The sequence below is a fragment of the Chitinophaga ginsengisegetis genome, from assembly GCF_900168065.1.
Classification (GTDB): Bacteria; Bacteroidota; Bacteroidia; order Chitinophagales; family Chitinophagaceae; genus Chitinophaga; species Chitinophaga ginsengisegetis.
Genome location: NZ_FUZZ01000001.1, coordinates 58,064 through 75,184, shown reverse-complemented (window position 1 = coordinate 75,184; position 17,121 = coordinate 58,064). Strand labels below are relative to the sequence as shown.

12 protein-coding genes are annotated in these 17,121 nt (G+C 45.7%); 8 read left to right on the top strand and 4 right to left on the bottom strand.

Annotated elements, in window-relative coordinates; genetic code table 11:
- Positions 1-25: 25 nt before the first annotated feature.
- Complete coding sequence (locus tag B5Z18_RS00265; RefSeq protein ID WP_200817179.1) at positions 26-1,210, bottom strand: glycosyltransferase family 2 protein; 1,185 nt, start codon at positions 1,208-1,210, stop codon at positions 26-28.
- Between the two features lie 423 nt (positions 1,211-1,633).
- On the opposite strand from B5Z18_RS00265, the gene B5Z18_RS00255 reads away from it, so the two are divergent.
- From B5Z18_RS00255 to B5Z18_RS00225, 7 genes are read left to right on the top strand one after another with little or no spacing between them, the layout of a single operon-like run.
- Positions 1,634-2,026: a response regulator gene (locus B5Z18_RS00255; protein ID WP_079467418.1), complete on the top strand. Its 393-nt coding sequence runs from the start codon at positions 1,634-1,636 to the stop codon at positions 2,024-2,026.
- A 41-nt stretch (positions 2,027-2,067) separates the two neighbouring features.
- The gene (locus tag B5Z18_RS00250; RefSeq protein ID WP_200817178.1) at positions 2,068-3,219 is read left to right on the top strand and encodes a sugar transferase; all 1,152 of its coding nucleotides are present in this window, start codon (positions 2,068-2,070) and stop codon (positions 3,217-3,219) included.
- Complete coding sequence (locus B5Z18_RS00245; protein ID WP_079467417.1) at positions 3,219-4,427, top strand: glycosyltransferase family 2 protein; 1,209 nt, start codon at positions 3,219-3,221, stop codon at positions 4,425-4,427. Before B5Z18_RS00250 ends, B5Z18_RS00245 begins: the two co-directional genes overlap by 1 nt.
- The gene (locus B5Z18_RS00240; RefSeq protein ID WP_079467416.1) at positions 4,411-5,334 is read left to right on the top strand and encodes a glycosyltransferase family 2 protein; all 924 of its coding nucleotides are present in this window, start codon (positions 4,411-4,413) and stop codon (positions 5,332-5,334) included. Before B5Z18_RS00245 ends, B5Z18_RS00240 begins: the two co-directional genes overlap by 17 nt.
- Positions 5,322-7,223, top strand: a complete 1,902-nt coding sequence (gene asnB / locus B5Z18_RS00235) for an asparagine synthase (glutamine-hydrolyzing) (protein WP_079467415.1) — start codon at positions 5,322-5,324, stop codon at positions 7,221-7,223. Before B5Z18_RS00240 ends, asnB begins: the two co-directional genes overlap by 13 nt.
- A gap of 1 nt (position 7,224) precedes the next feature.
- Positions 7,225-8,352, top strand: a complete 1,128-nt coding sequence (locus tag B5Z18_RS00230) for a glycosyltransferase family 4 protein (RefSeq protein WP_079467414.1) — start codon at positions 7,225-7,227, stop codon at positions 8,350-8,352.
- Between the two features lie 21 nt (positions 8,353-8,373).
- On the top strand, positions 8,374-9,144 hold the full coding sequence (locus tag B5Z18_RS00225; protein WP_079467413.1) for a class I SAM-dependent methyltransferase: 771 nt from the start codon (positions 8,374-8,376) through the stop codon (positions 9,142-9,144).
- 61 nt (positions 9,145-9,205) lie between these two features.
- Here the strand turns inward: B5Z18_RS00225 and B5Z18_RS00220 are convergent, their stop codons facing one another.
- The gene (locus B5Z18_RS00220) at positions 9,206-10,051 is read right to left on the bottom strand and encodes a beta-1,6-N-acetylglucosaminyltransferase (RefSeq protein WP_079467412.1); all 846 of its coding nucleotides are present in this window, start codon (positions 10,049-10,051) and stop codon (positions 9,206-9,208) included.
- A 10-nt stretch (positions 10,052-10,061) separates the two neighbouring features.
- Complete coding sequence (locus B5Z18_RS00215) at positions 10,062-11,402, bottom strand: lipopolysaccharide biosynthesis protein (protein WP_079467411.1); 1,341 nt, start codon at positions 11,400-11,402, stop codon at positions 10,062-10,064.
- A gap of 478 nt (positions 11,403-11,880) precedes the next feature.
- On the opposite strand from B5Z18_RS00215, the gene B5Z18_RS00210 reads away from it, so the two are divergent.
- On the top strand, positions 11,881-16,509 hold the full coding sequence (locus tag B5Z18_RS00210; RefSeq protein ID WP_159454130.1) for a PKD domain-containing protein: 4,629 nt from the start codon (positions 11,881-11,883) through the stop codon (positions 16,507-16,509).
- Here B5Z18_RS00210 and B5Z18_RS32980 read toward each other — a convergent pair.
- The gene (locus B5Z18_RS32980; RefSeq protein ID WP_079467409.1) at positions 16,506-17,120 is read right to left on the bottom strand and encodes an acyltransferase; all 615 of its coding nucleotides are present in this window, start codon (positions 17,118-17,120) and stop codon (positions 16,506-16,508) included. The two genes, B5Z18_RS00210 and B5Z18_RS32980, sit on opposite strands and share 4 nt — an antisense overlap.
- Between the last annotated feature and the right edge of the window lies 1 nt (position 17,121).

The window sequence follows — 17,121 nt, the reverse complement described above, 5'->3', positions numbered from 1 at the left end:
CGGGTGAAATAAACCGGCGCCCTCATTATTGAACAGCAATACTACGTTGTGCCCGTTCCCATACAGCGGATTGCCGTTTCCTGAAGAAGCGGATGCAACCGATGTAAACGGCCACGTTCATGAATACAAAGTAAAAAGGGATATAGAAATATTTGGCTTTGATCTGTTTTTGGGCAAGTAAGTAACCGGTAAATGCGGCCATATAGAAAAGCAGCTGTAATACGCCGGTAACTATATATATAATACCACCATTGAACAGGATAAGAAGAATATTGGAAACCAGCGCCAGTAACAGGGATAAAGGCGCAAGCGTCCAGCGGAGTACCCGGTGGGACACATACTGCCACGTAATTTTTGGGTATCTGAAAGGATTTAACAGGGGGAGCAACCGGCCCATCGACTGAAAACCACCTGCACTGATCCTTACCTTGCGCTTATACTCTTCCTGAAGGGAGGCCGACGAGGTTTCCATTGCATAAGCGGCAGGTTCATACATCACCCGGTAACCTTTCATGTTAATTTTGAATGAAATCATGAAATCATCCAGTATGGTATCTTCCAGTGGCTGTTCATAGAGTGCAGTACGGATAGCTATGAGTTCGCCGGCGGCGCCCATCACGCTATATAATTCTGCATCCCATTTTTTCAGTAATGACTCATATTTCCAGTACATGCCCTCGCCCTCGGCCTCCGCGCCACCGGTGGTAGCCATCACTTTCTTTTCGCCGGCGACCACGCCCACCTGGTCATCTGCAAAGTGTTGCATGAGCAGGGATACAGCTGCGGGGTTCAGCAGGGTATTGGCGTCAGACAGCACTACAAAAGGAGTGGTAACTGATGCCATGGCACGGTTTACTGCGGCCATTTTTCCTTTGCGCTGCGGATCATACAATAAGGTGATCCGTGGATGCTGCGAAATGATTTCATTGGTGTTATCGGAAGAACCATCTGTAACAAAAATGAACTGTATTTTCGCGGCGGGGTAATCCATCGACAGACTATTGGCTATCTTTTCCGCAATAAAATCTTCTTCATTATAAGCAGCTACCAGGAAAGTAACATCCGGTACAAAAGGCGCAGCCATTCCGGAGGTTTTGCCCTGTAATAGCCGTTTGACGCGGATTACAAGGTAAAGGAGGAAACCATATCCTACGTAACTATAGCATACTATAAAAATACTCAGCCAGAAAATCACAGACAAAATCGACATAGAGGACAATACATTTATGGGGACACGTATGTTTTCAATGCAAAAGTATCACAATTTGCATCATACGCAATTGTATTTTTATATTAGATCGTTGTTTCATATCGTTTTATTGACATCATTCCGACCGTTTACAGTAAAAATTGCAACACTTACCCACCAAATTAAGTCGTTTACCAAAAAAAGTATCTATGATATCCTGAAAATAATACTTTTGCTTCATGTTCATCAGATAACGGATCTGGTAACGAACAACAAAAATGTAAAAACCATCTTTCCTCTCTCATATCCCCATGTTAAAACCGCAGAAGGTATCTTACCTGACTAATAATTGACCACATCCCATCAAAGGCCTTCGGGAGCTTGCATAATTTTTTGCGTGTCCCATATTAACGGTTTTAATAATTGTTTGTAAAGAAGGTATAAATGAAAAAGAAAATTTTAATAATCGATGATAGTATGCCGATGCGTTATTTGCTGGAGGCAGTTTTAGGAAAAGAATATTCGGTGGTTTCCGCACAGGACGGGCTGGTAGCTATTACCTGGCTGTTGAAAGGAAACAAAGCGGATCTGATTATCACCGACCTGCAGATGCCCAATATTGACGGCTGGGAACTGCTGGATTACCTGTCAGGCAGCTATCTCTACCAGGATACGCCGGTAGTGGTGCTTTCAGGATTCTATGCCGACAAAATAAATGATCTTTCAACAAAATATAATAATGTGAGAGAAGTGCTGCAAAAGCCCTTCGACCCGATGCAATTGTTAAACAAAGTGGATTATATACTGGAGAAACAATTGAGTGCTGCTGCCGTATAAATGTTATTGTCACCTACGAATACACTACTAATTTTTAACCGATGGATACCTTTACTCACAACTTACTGCAGGTAGAAAGCATCAGAGGAGTAGATACCGGTAAAAGCTCCCTGCTTTACAAACTACCGGATGCTGAAAGTATTTTGCTTTTTGTTGGTGCTCCGCATAAGGGAATGCTGACTGAAAACAATCAGTTCAGAAGCATAGTGACAGAGAACGTAGAGGATGCGCAAAAAGTGATCAGCCAGTTGCAGCACGTTTTTAAGAAAGTGCCGGCAGCCATTATTTACCGGTTCGACAGTGCCTATGAATCGGCCCTTTCAGAGTGGGAGGCCTATTTTAAAACGCACCAGTTTCTTTGCTCCATTCCTTTTTTCGTATACACAGAAAAAGGATTTGATGAACTGAAATCACTGGTGACCAGGCATTCCTTTATTGATGATATCATCACAATGGACGCGTGGCATGTACTGGGTAACAAAATCGCCATCGTGAGCAAGTTTAAACGCATGCGCACGTTCCCGGTATATAAAAGCAGCAGTCTCCGCACCCGGTTATACAACCGTAAGTTCTACAGTAATTTCCTGAAACGTACACTCGATGTAGCATTGGCCGGCGGTGGTTTAATATTGCTGAGCCCCGTATTGCTGGCTATCGCGGTACTGATCAGGATGGAATCCAAAGGCCCGGTGTTCTACGCTGCCAAACGTGCAGGTAGAAATTACCGCGTCTTCAAATTCTATAAGTTCCGTACAATGGTGCCTGATGCGGATAAGCAGCTGGATAAAATTAAACACCTGAATCAGTACGACGGACAAACGGACGGCCCTGTTTTTATAAAAGTATCCAACGATCCGCGGGTAACCAAACTCGGCAGCTTCCTCCGTAACACCAGTCTGGATGAAATTCCGCAACTGCTGAATGTACTGAAAGGAGATATGTCGCTGGTGGGTAACCGTCCTTTGCCTTTATATGAAGCTACCACGCTCACTACAGACGAATGGGTGGAAAGATTCCTTGCTCCGGCCGGTATCACAGGTTTATGGCAGGTTAGCAAAAGAGGAAAGAAAGATATGTCGGTGAAAGAAAGGATCGACCTGGATATTAATTATGCCCATAAACGCTCGCTCAGGTATGATATGTGGCTGATGGCAAGTACGCCATTCGCGCTTGTACAAAAAGATAATGTATAATGATAACAATTATAGAAGTAATACTGTTTGTTTACCTGGCCGGTTGTGTATTGTACAATCTGTTGTTAGCCATAGCCGGTCGTTTGAGCCGGAAAAAGAAAATTGCATATGAAGAAACTGTTAACTATGCGAGGATTGCAATCCTCATCCCGGCATATAAGGAAGACAGTATTATTTTATCTACTGTAAATAGTTATAACCGCCTGCGTTATCCATTAAAGCAGTTTGAAGTAGTGGTAATTGCAGATTCACTGCAGCCACGGACGATGGAAGAGCTGGCAGCAACAGGGGTGAATGTGATAGCCGTAAAGTTTGATAAAAGTACCAAAGCTAAATCGCTGAATACCGCTTTTGAAAGGTTGGGAGATAATTATGACCTGGCCCTTATCTGTGATGCAGATAATATGCTGGAAGCAGATTTTCTTTTGAAGATTAATCATGCTTATCAGCAGGGACATTACGCCATCCAGGGACAAAGAGTCGCCAAAAATCTGAACACTCCTTTTGCCATCCTGGATGCAGCCAATGAAATCATCGCCAATCACCTTTACCGCAAAGGCGCCAATGCACTTGGATTGTCTTCTTCGGTAATCGGTTCGGGTATGGCTTTTCACTACCCGCTCATCAAACAAATTCTCAGTGAAATACAGGCTACCGGTGGATTTGATAAAGTGTTGCAATTGCTGGTGATCTCAAAAGGACACAGCATTTTATACCTGGAAGACGCCTACGTGTATGATGAAAAGATTACGCATGCGGCGGTGTTTGAAAATCAGCGGAAGCGCTGGATGTCCAGTCAGCTGGTATACCTGCGCACATTCTGGAGTAAAGGATGGTCGGCTTTATTCAAAGGCGATATCAATTACTTCAACCTTGCTGTGTGCCAGAACGCACTGTTGCCGCGGATGCTGCTATTGGCGGCATTAACGGTTTGCACAGCACTGGCCTTCCTGCTGGAACGTTTTATACCCGTTTCTGTTTACTGGTGGATAGCGTTGTTTATACTGAATATACTTAGTCTTTTGTTGCCTATTCCGGGGAAGTTCTTTACAAAATATCTTTTTACCGCTGTGCTTACCTTACCACGCGCTGTCGGCATCATGATATTATTGTTATTCCGCCTGAAAGGCGCCGATAAAACTTTTATACATACTACTCATACCCAAACAGGTATTGATAATCCTTTATTAGATGCAGCCAGAAAGTAATACATATTATCCACTGGTATCGATTATAACTGTTAATTATAACAATGCTAAGGTAACGGTGGAACTCATGGCCTCCCTTAACAGGATCAGCTATCCCAACCTGGAGATCATTGTAGTGGATAACGCCTCTGCAGAAAGCCCGGTTGCTGCGATAAAGGATGAGTACCCGTCTGCTATTGTTATCGAAAGCAAAAGTAACCTGGGTTTTGCAGGAGGAAATAATCTCGGTATCAAAGCCGCCACCGGTGAATATCTTTTCCTGGTGAATAATGATACAGAATTTACCGAAGGACTGATAGAAGGCCTGCTGGAAGTATTTGCCAAACACCCGGATGCCGGTGTGGTAAGCCCCAAGTTCCATTATTTTTTTCAGAAAGGAACAATAGAGTATGCCGGGTATAAAGCCGTGGATACACTCACCGGAAGAAACAGTATGATTGGTTGCCGGGAAGAAGATAAGGGTCAGTACGACACCGTATCAGAAACGCACTACGCACACGGAGGCGCCATGATGGTATCTGCCCGCGCCCTTGCAAAGGTGGGCCTGATGCCGGAAGTATATTTTCTGTATTATGAAGAATTCGACTGGTGCGAACAATTCAAACGCCAGGGATATAAAATATACTATCAGTACAAATCGCTGATCTATCACAAGGAGTCCATGACCACCGGTAAGAACAGCCCGTTGAAAACGTATTATATTACACGTAACAGGATATTATTCATGCGCCGGAACGTAAAGCTTCCTGCCAGGATGTTTTTCATGCTTTATTTTATTTTTCTCACCATTCCCAAAAATACCGTTCAGTTTTTATTAAAAAGGGAATCGGTTCATATGAATGCATTCTGGAAGGGAATTTTCTGGAATCTTAAACACCCTAAACCAGATAATATATGTGTGGCATAGCAGGGTTTATTGATTTTACCCAAAAATCAGACGCAGACATCCTGCGTAGCATGACAGATGTAATGGCACACCGCGGGCCAAATGACGCCGGCTATGAAGTGTACGAACATCCACAGGCTTCTGTTGGCCTCGGTCAGCGGCGTTTATCGATCCTGGATCTCTCGAAATCCGGGCACCAGCCAATGCACTTTGAACAGTATTCCATTATTTTCAATGGAGAAATATATAACTTTAAAGAGATCCGCACCGAACTGGAAAAGCTGGGTCACCACTTTCATTCCGGTGCAGATACAGAAGTGTTGCTGAAAGGCTATGCACAATGGAAGGAAAAGATCCTGGATAAATGCGTCGGTATGTTTGCCTTTGTTATTTATGACCGCACCGCAGAGGAAGTAACCCTTTTCCGCGACCGCGCCGGTGTTAAGCCTTTATACTATTACTGGCACAACCGCACCCTGCTTTTTGCCTCAGAGTTAAAAGGAATTTGTGAACACCCGGCTTTCCGGAAAGAAATTGATGAGAAGAGTTTGTCGCTGTTCCTCCAGTACAGCTACATTCCGGCGCCATACACTATTTACAGGAATACCCATAAGCTGAAACCGGGGCATCTCCTGAAGTTGTCGCTCGGGGATGCTTCAATCCGGGAAGTCCAATACTGGAACGTACTGGATGCCTATCGTCAGCCGCTTACCGGGTTGTCTGAACACGATGTGATCAAACACACGGAAGAACTGATGCACAGCGCCTACGGTTACCGTATGGTATCTGATGTGCCGGTGGGAGTTTTCTTAAGCGGAGGATACGATAGCGCCAGCGTTGCGGCACTGTTGCAGTCCGATACTTCCAGTCGCATCAAAACCTTCACCATTGGCTATAAAGAGCCGCAGTGGGACGAATCAAAGGAAGCGAAAAAGATCGCGATGCACCTGGGTACGGAACACCACGAATGGATAGTAGGTCCCAACGAAGCAAAAGAGGTACTGCATCATTTACCGGAAATATATGATGAACCATTTGCAGATAATTCTACCGTGCCTACTACGCTGGTCAGCAGGTTTGCCAGCAAGGAAGTAAAAGTAGTACTCTCTGCTGATGGGGGAGACGAGGTGTTTGCCGGATATAATAAGTTTAACCAGTCGCTCCGTTATACAGGAAGTTTTCCAAAACCTATACAGCGTACGCTTAGTGCTGCGATGTCTGTGGTATCACCGGAAATTATCCCTTACTTTAACAAGCAATATAATTTTGCTTCCCGGTACGAAAAAATGAAACTGATATGGGCCAGCGGCAAGCCGCAGCATGCGCTTAAATATATCAGCCAGTATCTCACAGAAAACGAAGTAAACTATTATACCGCAGTTCCTGCAGATGGTTATAAAACCAACTTCGATATGAACGGGGAGCTGGACAATATGAATGATCCGCTGAACAGGTTGCTGGCGGTGGATTATAAAACTTTCCTGGTAGATAATAACCTGGTAAAGGTAGACAGGGCCACCATGTCGGTGAGTATTGAAGGACGGGAACCTATGCTGGATCACCGTTTGGTGGAGTTCCTTGCAAAAGTGCCTGCGAGTCTGAAAGTAAAAGATGGCATCAATAAGTATATACTGAAAACTATTGTACATAAGTATATTCCCAAAACCTTAATGGAACGTCCGAAAAGACCTTTCATTGCTCCTTTACAGGAATGGTTTAAAGATGAGTTGAAAGAGCAGATGCAATATTATCTTTCGGGTGAGCGCCTCGCCAAATCAGGACTTTTCAATGTACCTCACGTAGAAGGATTATTGGAAACTTATTTGTCGGGTGGCAAGGTGAGTCATCAGAAACTATGGAATATGCTGGTTTTCCAGTTATGGTATAGCCGCTGGATTGAAAAATTGTAACATGGGCAAAACAAATGGTAGAACACGGGTACTTGAAACCATCCGCCAGGGTAAAATTGGCGGGGGAGAGAGTCACGTACTGGACCTGGTGGCCTCGCTGGATAAATCCGCATTTGATCCCATCGTGCTTTCTTTTACAGAAGGCCCAATGATAACGGCTTTACAGAAAATGGATATTCCTGTGTTTGTGATCGAAAGTGAGAAAGCATTTGATATCAGCGTCTGGAAAAAAGTAAAAAAATTCATGCAGGACCAACGGATAGATATTGTGCATGTGCATGGAACCCGTGCAAACACAAATGTGTTGTGGGCTGCACGCCGCCTGGGTTTACCGGTGGTATATACTATTCATGGCTGGTCTTTTCATGACGGATTACATCCGCTGGCTAAACGCCTGCGCATTGCCGCTGAAAAATTTATTACAGGTAAAACACAGGTAAATATCTGCGTGTCGGAATCCAACCGGCAAACCGGCATCAAAGCATTTAAGGACTTTACCGGTATCGTGGTACGGAACGGTGTAAACCTGCAGAAGTTCAACCCGGACCAGCAATACCCGGATCTGCGGGCGGAATATGGCATCCCGGAAAATAAACTCCTGATCTGCTTTATTGCACGCATGACCTATCAGAAGGACCCGGTGTGTATGGTAAAGGGTTTTGCAGCTGCGTTGCAACAGGCGCCGGATCTGCATTTGCTGATGATAGGAGACGGGGAGCTGATGGCTGCCGCGGTAAATGCAGCTGCTGAAGCTGGCGTGGAAAAGCAGGTAACATTTGCAGGCTTCCGCCAGGATGTACCCGCGGTGCTTCATGCAGGAGACATTTATTGTTTGCCCTCTTTATGGGAAGGCTTCCCCATCGGGGTACTGGAAGCAATGGCAATGGGGAAAGCCGTTATTGCCAGCGATGTAGACGGTACAAAAGAAGCGGTGAAAGATGGGGAGAACGGGCTGCTGGTGCCATCTGGCAATCCTGCGGCGTTGGGTGCCGCCATTGTGAGGGTGGCAAAGGATCATACATTGAGGACTACTTTGCAGAATAATGCTAAAGCTGCCATTGCAGCGAATTTCAACGTGGCTGGTATGACGGAGAAAATTGCGGCGGTATATCAACAGCTTTGTAAATAATAACATTTTATCAATTTCAATATGACAAAAACCGTAATCACCTACGAATATGATCGGATCACCGATATAAAAAGACTCAATTTTATAACGGATAGTTTGAAGAGTAATATTCCCGATGGAGGCCGGGTATTGGATGTAGGATGTGGTAATGGCGTTATCAGCCGGCATCTCGGGCAGTTTGGATATGAAGTGCTGGGGATAGATATCAGTGAGAAAACCATTGCTGTTGCCCAGCAGCGCAATACGTATCCCAACGTAAAGTTTGCGGCTATCAGCGCGGAAGCGCTTACTGCCCAGGGCGAAACCTATGATGCTGTAATATGCAGCGAAGTACTGGAGCACCTGGATCATCCGCAACTGCTGCTGAACACGATCCACGCATCATTGAAAGACGATGGCCTGCTGGTAGTAACCGTTCCGAATGGTAACGGCCCCAGGGAATTGTGTGTAACAAGACCCATGCTCAAAGCACGCAACAACCCGGTTTTGTGGAAGAACATTAATAAAGTAAAAAATGCGCTTGGCTTTAAAGGAACCACCGCACAGTCCCAGGCAGATAACCTGGATCACGTACAGTTTTTTACGCGTAAAGACTTACAGGACCTGGCGCAGGCCAGCGATTTCAAAATAGTGAGGTTTGCGAAAACGAATTTTGTAGAAGATGTATTTCCTTTTTCCCTGCTTACAAAGCGACTTAAATTCCTGCAAACGCTCGATTGCCAGGTGGCAGAAATATTGCCTTACAATTTTACCGGTGGCTTTAACACCTTATGGAGAAAAAGTGCCGGTTGATTTTTGAATGTTGGTACAAAAAAGAAGAAGGCTGCTCACGGTGACCAGCCTTCTCTTTTTTTTATCGGCGGTTAGCCGCCGCATCTATCTTATCCAGTAGCTCGGGCGTTTTATCCATATCAAATTTTCGGGCCAGTAATTTACCGGATTGCAGGATAGCAAAAAGGTCGGTCATGGCAAATGTTTTAGGATGCGCATGTCCTTCGGACCAGTCAATATACCGCTGATAGTTATTCTGCACACTGTTTTTAAACGGCCCGTTCATGATAACGGTCTGGAAAATAAATTCATCTCCTCCCCAGGTATATTTGTAAAAGCGCTCCAGTTCCGGGTGATCCTGGATATAATGCAGGCACCACTCGGCGCATTCCTGTGTGAGGCTCCACCAGAGCGATCCTCCATACACTTCCAGGTTCAGCGGGTGGCGTCTTTGAGGTAATATTTTGTTGATCCACGCAGTGATCCTGTATTTCCCCGGCAGCCGCAGATCTTCAAAATGATAAGAGGTGATTTTGGGCATCATCTTCTTCAGTTCTTCAGCAGGAAGCAGATCCAGGAATTGTTGTCCTGCCTGAGCGTTGAAAAAATCATAGTACACATTCATATCTGTAAGCGGATAATCCTGGGCACTGATGAGATGAATAAATCCATACCGGTTACCCGAACCGGCAATAAATTCAATTCCATTCAATGCTGCCTGTATAGTTCCATATCCCGCCCAGGTAACATTTACCCGTTTCTCAATAAAATATACCTGCGGCATATTCATTGCCTCCTGCCAGTCATTGATATCACATTTGGCATCGAGGTGTATATAGCAATCAATAGCAGGATGTTGCAGCCTGTTCAGCAACCGGCATAGTTGCGCCGGATTTTTATGACTCAGTATAATAAAAGCGAGTTTCATAAACTGAAGATTATTTATACTGTAAACGGAACAGTTTTATTTTTGACAATAACATTTTGCATTCAAGCCAGCCATAACGCCATATGCTTTTCAGGTTCACCGCGGGAAGATAACGCCGCAGGAAGATATATCCGAAGATTACTGCAAATAAAAGATTCAGGGAAGAAGCGATAGCTACCGCGCGGATATCTGCAAAAAGCAATACCAGTACAACGTCCAGCACAATATTCAGTATCAGTTTGATAAGATTTTTGTAGAAATTAATCAGCGGTTTATTGATCATATCCAGGGTAACCCCTATAAACCGGTCGATAGGATAGAGGATGGCCGAAAACAGGAATATCCGTACAATGTCTGTAGCCGGCAGATAAGCCTTTGCGGCGAGTAAAAGAATCAGGGGTTTGGTAAATAAAAGCAGTCCGATCACAAAAGGAAGAATCAGAATTGTAACGGTACCGGTGTACCGGCAAAAGGCACGCGATACTTCTTTCCAGTCGTTCCGGTTGGCGGCAGCAGAAATAGTGGGTTGCGAAGTAGCCACAAAACTTCTCAATATAATTTCAATCACCTCCATGAATTTCTGGGGGATGCTGTAAACCGCTACGGCAGCGGGATTAAGCATTGTTCTGAGTACCAGGTTATCGGAGTAATTCAAAAAAGCAGAAGAAACCATACTGCCTACTATCAACCGTCCGTAATGATACAATTCTATTGCCTGGGCCTTTGTTCTGGCAGCCATCGTAGTTAAGGCCGTCCACCGGAATATCATGCAGTAAATACTGGTAATCAGCAGTGACAGCGAATAAGTATACAACACGTTGTGCAATGTTACCTGTTTCATTAAGAACAGGGCGCCGAGCAAAACCATGAAAGACCCGTTCTGCAGCATACGTATCTGCACAATTTTATCAAACCTGTGCGCTGCCTGCAACACCCAGGTGGCAAAGTTAAAAGGCAGCGAAAATAAAGTCATCACTCCGAGCCAGCCCAGGAAGAAGTGCCACGTGGCGCTGAAATAGGGATAGGCAATCGCATATACCAAAAAGGAAAGCACGATAAAAGAAAAGGTGAGCAACAGGGAAATATACCAGGCGGCTCCTGTTACCTGCCTGCTGACAGCAATATCTGTTCCTGCGCTGAACTTGATAATGCCGGATTGCAGCATGGCGGTGCGTATCTGATCCAGGATATTATAAGTGGCCAGAAATAATACCCATTCCCCAAATGCGCTCAGGGAAAGCATTCTAACCAGTAATGCAAAGGAAAGTACGTTGAAAAAGGCCATTATTACATTTCCAAGAAGGGAATGGAAATGCCTGTTTCGGACAACAGCTAAAAGTCTAAATGCCATGAACCATTAATTACAGTCAAATTGTATGAAAAATAATGGTCTTTTTACAGGATGAGGTTAAAAAAGGAGGAATATTCAATGCCTGGAATAACAAAGGTAGTTTTTTTATTTAGAATTATTAGCATCGCAATGGAGGATAGATTGAAAATAAACAAATAAATATAGATATAAAATATTTATACTTTATTTATTGTAGTGATATATGTTATTTTTTTTCATTATGTGAATTAAAAAAAAGCTTTCTTTGCAATAATAAAAACCCTTTTTCCGGGAACTTTTAAGTAATGACTATGAGGATAGACTTTTAAAACCATTGCACAAGCCATATATTTATATGATAAACCATCTGCTATTGCTAAGGCAATTTTTTTGCCGCAGTATTTATAGGCTAGGCGCTGCTATATTGTTAGTATCCTGTTTTGGATTAGTCCCTGTTTCAGGCCAGGTGCAAACGGCGCGTTCTTTCAATGATCCTTCGATGTCCAATATCAAAGGCTTCTATGAATACCTTCCCGCCGGCTATACGCCCGGAAGTGGTAAGAAATATCCCCTGATCATTTTCTTTCATGGCAACGGCGAACTGGCCAGCTATGGATCTCCCTTATCTTCTGTGTTGAGAAATGGTCTTCCCCGGGTAATCAATGATGGTAGATTTCCCACCACCTTCACCGTAAACAATCAAACTTTTTCATTTATAGTAATATCCCCTCAGTTCAACACATGGCCGGGTTCCGGAGATGTGACGCTGTTTAAGAATTATCTTCTTACAAAATATGATATTGATCCTTCCCGCATTTATATCACAGGTTTAAGCATGGGAGGTGGATTAACATGGGGCGCACTCTGTGAAGATAAAACAAAAGCAAAAGCATTTGCAGCTGCAGCTCCGGTTTGCGGCATGTATCCACCCACTACCGCCTATGCCGGTGTAGTGGCCTCCAATAATACACCTGTATGGGCATTCCATAACGATGGCGATCCCACTGTACCTTCCGATTATTCAAAGAACTGGATAAAATATATCAACGCCACCGTGCCGGCTCCCAATCCGCTGGCTAAATTGTCTATTTATAGTTCCACTTCACACGATGCATGGACTAAAGCCTACGACCCCGCCACAAAGGAAGATGGTAAAAATATGTATGAGTGGATGCTCCAGTACACGCAGGGAGGAGTGGTAACACCGCCACCCGTTACAGGAGGCAAGCGTATTGTAGTGCCAATGAGCAACACCGCCAACGGACGCGCAGAAATATATTATCCGGATGCCATGAAAACATTTAACGTAAGTCCCGGTGACACGTTGTGTATTCCTGCAGGAGAATATGAGTATCTGCATCTCGGTAACCTGACCGGAACAGCCGCGAAACCCATTGTTATCATCAACTGCGGCGGACAGGTAAAGCTCGGGGTAAAGAACCAGGGTACAGCAGCCGTGTTTAATGCACCTACCTGCCGGTTTGTAGAGATAAGCGGGAGCGGGGATAAAAATTATGAATTTGGTTTCGACCTGAATGGTACAAATATCAACGGCCTTAAAATATTCGGTCTTACACTGGGTGTAGGCGCTTCCGATTTTGATGTGCATAATATTTATATCCATGACGGCAACATCCTGTTACAGGCTAAAACCCTGCAAACCTGCGCCCAGCCGCAATACCTGGAAGGCAGCTTTGTAATGAAGAATGTGAAACTCCATCACATTAAATGCCGCAACTCCACCGGCGAAGGTTTCTATATCGGTAACACACACTATTACTGGACGGAAGGTACCTGTGTTGATATGAAGTCGCACTGGATTGAAAACCTCTGGGTATACGACAACGACCTGGAAAATATTGGCAGCGACGGATTACAGATCTCCATGACTAAAAATGGTGACAACCGTGTATTCAATAACCGCCTCGTAAACTACGCCACTTCAAAGAACTCCGCACATGGTTATGGAATCCTCATTGGTTCCGGCTCCGCCCTGAAAGTGTATAACAATACCATCACTACCGGCTATATGCCTGGTGTTACGGTTTTCGGTTCAGGAGTAAGCGAGATATATAACAATGTGATCTCTGATATTTTTTATGAAGGGATTAATGTGGCAGATAAAATTCCGGATAATACCACCCCGGATGTATTTCCTCCGCCTGCCGCTATTATCTATAATAACACTATCGTTAATACAGACGCAGGTAAGAATGGTATAAAAATATTTGCTTACCAGACACCCATCGGGCACCAGGTATATAACAACCTGCTGGTGGAAACAGGAACAGCCTACGATTATCCTTCAAAGGGGATGTATATTAAAGGGGATCTGCCTATTAAATTAACTGCCAGCAATAACATCTGTTATACAGATGTTGCTTCCGCTAAATTTGTAGACGGCGCCGCGAAAAATTACCGGCTGCTATCTACTTCAACAGCGGTGAATACCGGCAGGGATATGTCTGACTTCACCCTGAAAACAGATTTTGATAATACCGCGCGGCCGCAGCAAAGTAAATATGATGTGGGCGCCTTTGAATTGAAAACCAGTACCACCTCACCGCCCGTTTCAAATGCCGGTGGCGATGTTACCATTACCTTACCCATAGATTATGTAACGCTGGATGGCGCCTCGTCTGCCGCTTCCGGTGGCAGCACCATTCAAAGCTATGCGTGGAAGAAGATCAGTGGCCCCACCGCGGGAACCATCGTGAGCCCCAATGTGGTTAAAACAAATGTAACGGGTCTAACTGCGGGAACCTACGTTTATGCCTTAACCATCACCGATGATAAAGGGCTGACTGATAGCGACAGCATCACCGTTACCGTGAAACCCGCTGCCAATAAGCCACCGGTGGCCAATGCAGGGAGCAATATCCAGGTGCAATTACCTGTAAACAGTACTTCACTGGATGGCAGCGCCTCTACTGATGCCGACGGACAAATAACCACATGGGCCTGGGCCAAAACTGCGGGTCCTTCCGGGGGAGACCTTTCCGCCGCGAATGCCGCGAAAACAAATGTAAGCAACCTGGTAGCAGGTAACTATACCTACCGCCTCATCATCACCGATAACACAGGTGCAAAGGATACCGCCTCGGTAAACATTACCGTATTGGCAGCCGCCAATAAACCGCCGGTAGCCAATGCCGGGAAAAATATACAGATCCAGTTGCCGGTAAATACTACTGCGCTTGATGGCAGCAGTTCCGCAGACACCGATGGGCAGATCGTTAGCTGGTTATGGCAAAAAACTGCCGGTCCCGCAGGTGGCGACCTGGCAAGTGCCGGAGCTGCTAAAACAACTGTGAGTAACCTGTCTGCCGGTACATATACCTATCAGCTTACAGTTACCGACAATAGTAACGCCACCGCTACCGCCACCGTAACTGTCCTGGTACTGGCCGCAGCGCCCAATCAATCGCCGGTAGCAGACGCAGGAAATGATATAGCTATTCAGCTGCCGGTAAGCAGCGCTGCATTGGATGGCAGCGCCTCCGCTGATGCCGACGGACAAATAGTTACCTGGCTATGGGAAAAAACTGCCGGTCCTGCAGGAGGAAACCTCTCCGCCGCCAACGCCGCAAAAACAAATGTTACCAATCTACAGGCAGGAACTTATACGTTCAGATTAACGGTAACCGATAACAACGGCGCCACCAGCACAGCTACTGTAAACATTACGGTAACAGCGGCTCCGGTTAATAATCCGCCCGTAGCGGTTGCAGGCAGCGACATACAGATTCAGCTGCCGGTAAGCAGCGCCGCCCTGGATGGCAGCGCCTCCAGCGATGCCGACGGACAAATAGTTACCTGGTTGTGGGAAAAGACCGCCGGTCCTGCCGGGGGCAATCTTTCCGCTGCCAATGCCGCAAAAACAAATGTTACCAATCTACAGGCAGGAACTTATACGTTCAGATTAACGGTAACTGATAACAACGGCGCCACCAGCACAGCTACTGTAAACATTACGGTAACAGCGGCTCCGGTTAATAATCCGCCTGTAGCCATTGCAGGCAGTGACATACAGATTCAGCTGCCGGTAAGCAGCGCCGCATTGGATGGCAGCGCCTCCAGCGATGCCGACGGACAAATAGTTACCTGGTTGTGGGAAAAGACCGCCGGTCCTGCCGGGGGCAATCTTTCCGCTGCCAATGCCGCAAAAACAAATGTTACCAATCTACAGGCAGGAACTTATACCTTCCGGTTAACAGTAACCGATAACAACGGCGCCACCAGCAACGCCTCCGTAAACATTACGGTAACCGCGGCCGCCGTTAATAAGCCACCAGTGGCTGTTGTAGGCAGCGACATACAGATTCAGCTGCCGGTAAGCAGCGCCGCCCTGGATGGCAGTGCCTCCAGCGATGCCGACGGACAAATAGTTACCTGGTTGTGGGAAAAGACCGCCGGTCCTGCCGGGGGCAATCTTTCCGCCGCCAACGCTTCAAAAACAAATGCAGCCAACCTGCAGACGGGAACTTATACGTTCCGGTTAACGGTAACCGATAACAACGGCGCCACTGCTACCGCTTCAGTAAACATCACTGTATTGCCCCTGGAAAATAAGGCGCCGGTAGCCCAAACGCAGGGCGACAGAAGCATTCAGCAGCCAATGAATTCATTCATCGCAGATGGCAGCTCTTCTTATGATCCAGATGGTAATATTGTGAAGTATGAATGGTCACAGGTAGAAGGACCCGCCACCGCAAATTTAAAAAGCCCGGATCAGGTGCAAACACTGATCAACAGCCTCAATGCCGGTAAATACCAGTTCAGGCTTACCGTTACGGACGACAGGGGCGCTACCGCTACCACTACCTTTAACTTAACTGTACTTGGCAACGACATCGTTAGTCATACGGAAGATTCATTAGGTATATTCCCGAATCCGGCCACGCAATACATCCGCTTACGGATTGTGAGGAGCGGCGCAACGCCTTTGCAGGTGCGGATTTTCGACATGAATGGCCGTATGCAGCAACAGATGAGGTATACTACTCCGGATTCATTCCAGACAGAAGTAAACATCAGCAATTTATCAAACGGACATTTTATAGTGGATGTGAAGTCGGAAGACAGCAGCTATAATAAGAAAGGACGTTTTATAAAAGTAACCAACTAGATTTTTTCCCAGGTACCACTGGATGGCTGATATTGACGTATAGGGCGGGCAGGGTTGCCCGCCACTATTGTAAAAGGAGGAACGTCTTTGGTAACCACACTGCCGCCTGCTACTACAGCATGGCGTCCGATGGTTACTCCTGCGGTAATAACGCTGTTGGCGCCAATCCAGCAATCTGCTTCTACAACTATTTCTCCAACGGTGCAGGGCTGCAACGCAATAGGAACATCAGGATCCTGGTATCCATGATTTAAACCGGATAACACAATGTTCTGCGCCAGTATAACATTGTCGCCTATACGAACCGGGCCAATCAACACATTACCTATCCCGATCCTTACATGGTTGCCAATAATCACCGCTCCCATACCATTATTTACCGTAGCAAAATCTTCTATCGTGGAGTAACTTCCGAGGGTAAACGTATTAAATGGCAACACGTCCATCCGTGTGCGTCTTCTTATGAGGGAACCCTTTCCCTTTTTATGGATGAAGGGGTTGATAAACAACCGCACCCACAGGCGTGGACGGGCCTGATGCTTTGGCATCAGCAGGTACAAAGCCAGTTTCTTCAAACCCGGGTGTTGTTTCAGTTTGTCTTTTATACTCATA

Bases quoted from the DNA above. Each gene is read 5' to 3' on its own strand.
- B5Z18_RS00225 (WP_079467413.1), top strand. From the start codon at position 8,374: ATGACAAAAACCGTAATCACCTACGAATATGATCGGATCACCGATATA.
- B5Z18_RS32980 (WP_079467409.1), bottom strand. From the start codon at position 17,120: ATGAGTATAAAAGACAAACTGAAACAACACCCGGGTTTGAAGAAACTG.
- B5Z18_RS00230 (WP_079467414.1), top strand. From the start codon at position 7,225: ATGGGCAAAACAAATGGTAGAACACGGGTACTTGAAACCATCCGCCAG.
- B5Z18_RS00265 (WP_200817179.1), bottom strand. From the start codon at position 1,210: ATGTCGATTTTGTCTGTGATTTTCTGGCTGAGTATTTTTATAGTATGC.
- B5Z18_RS00240 (WP_079467416.1), top strand. From the start codon at position 4,411: ATGCAGCCAGAAAGTAATACATATTATCCACTGGTATCGATTATAACT.
- B5Z18_RS00210 (WP_159454130.1), top strand. From the start codon at position 11,881: ATGTCCAATATCAAAGGCTTCTATGAATACCTTCCCGCCGGCTATACG.
- B5Z18_RS00250 (WP_200817178.1), top strand. From the start codon at position 2,068: ATGGATACCTTTACTCACAACTTACTGCAGGTAGAAAGCATCAGAGGA.
- B5Z18_RS00245 (WP_079467417.1), top strand. From the start codon at position 3,219: ATGATAACAATTATAGAAGTAATACTGTTTGTTTACCTGGCCGGTTGT.
- B5Z18_RS00220 (WP_079467412.1), bottom strand. From the start codon at position 10,051: ATGAAACTCGCTTTTATTATACTGAGTCATAAAAATCCGGCGCAACTA.
- asnB (WP_079467415.1), top strand. From the start codon at position 5,322: ATGTGTGGCATAGCAGGGTTTATTGATTTTACCCAAAAATCAGACGCA.
- B5Z18_RS00255 (WP_079467418.1), top strand. From the start codon at position 1,634: ATGAAAAAGAAAATTTTAATAATCGATGATAGTATGCCGATGCGTTAT.
- B5Z18_RS00215 (WP_079467411.1), bottom strand. From the start codon at position 11,402: ATGGCATTTAGACTTTTAGCTGTTGTCCGAAACAGGCATTTCCATTCC.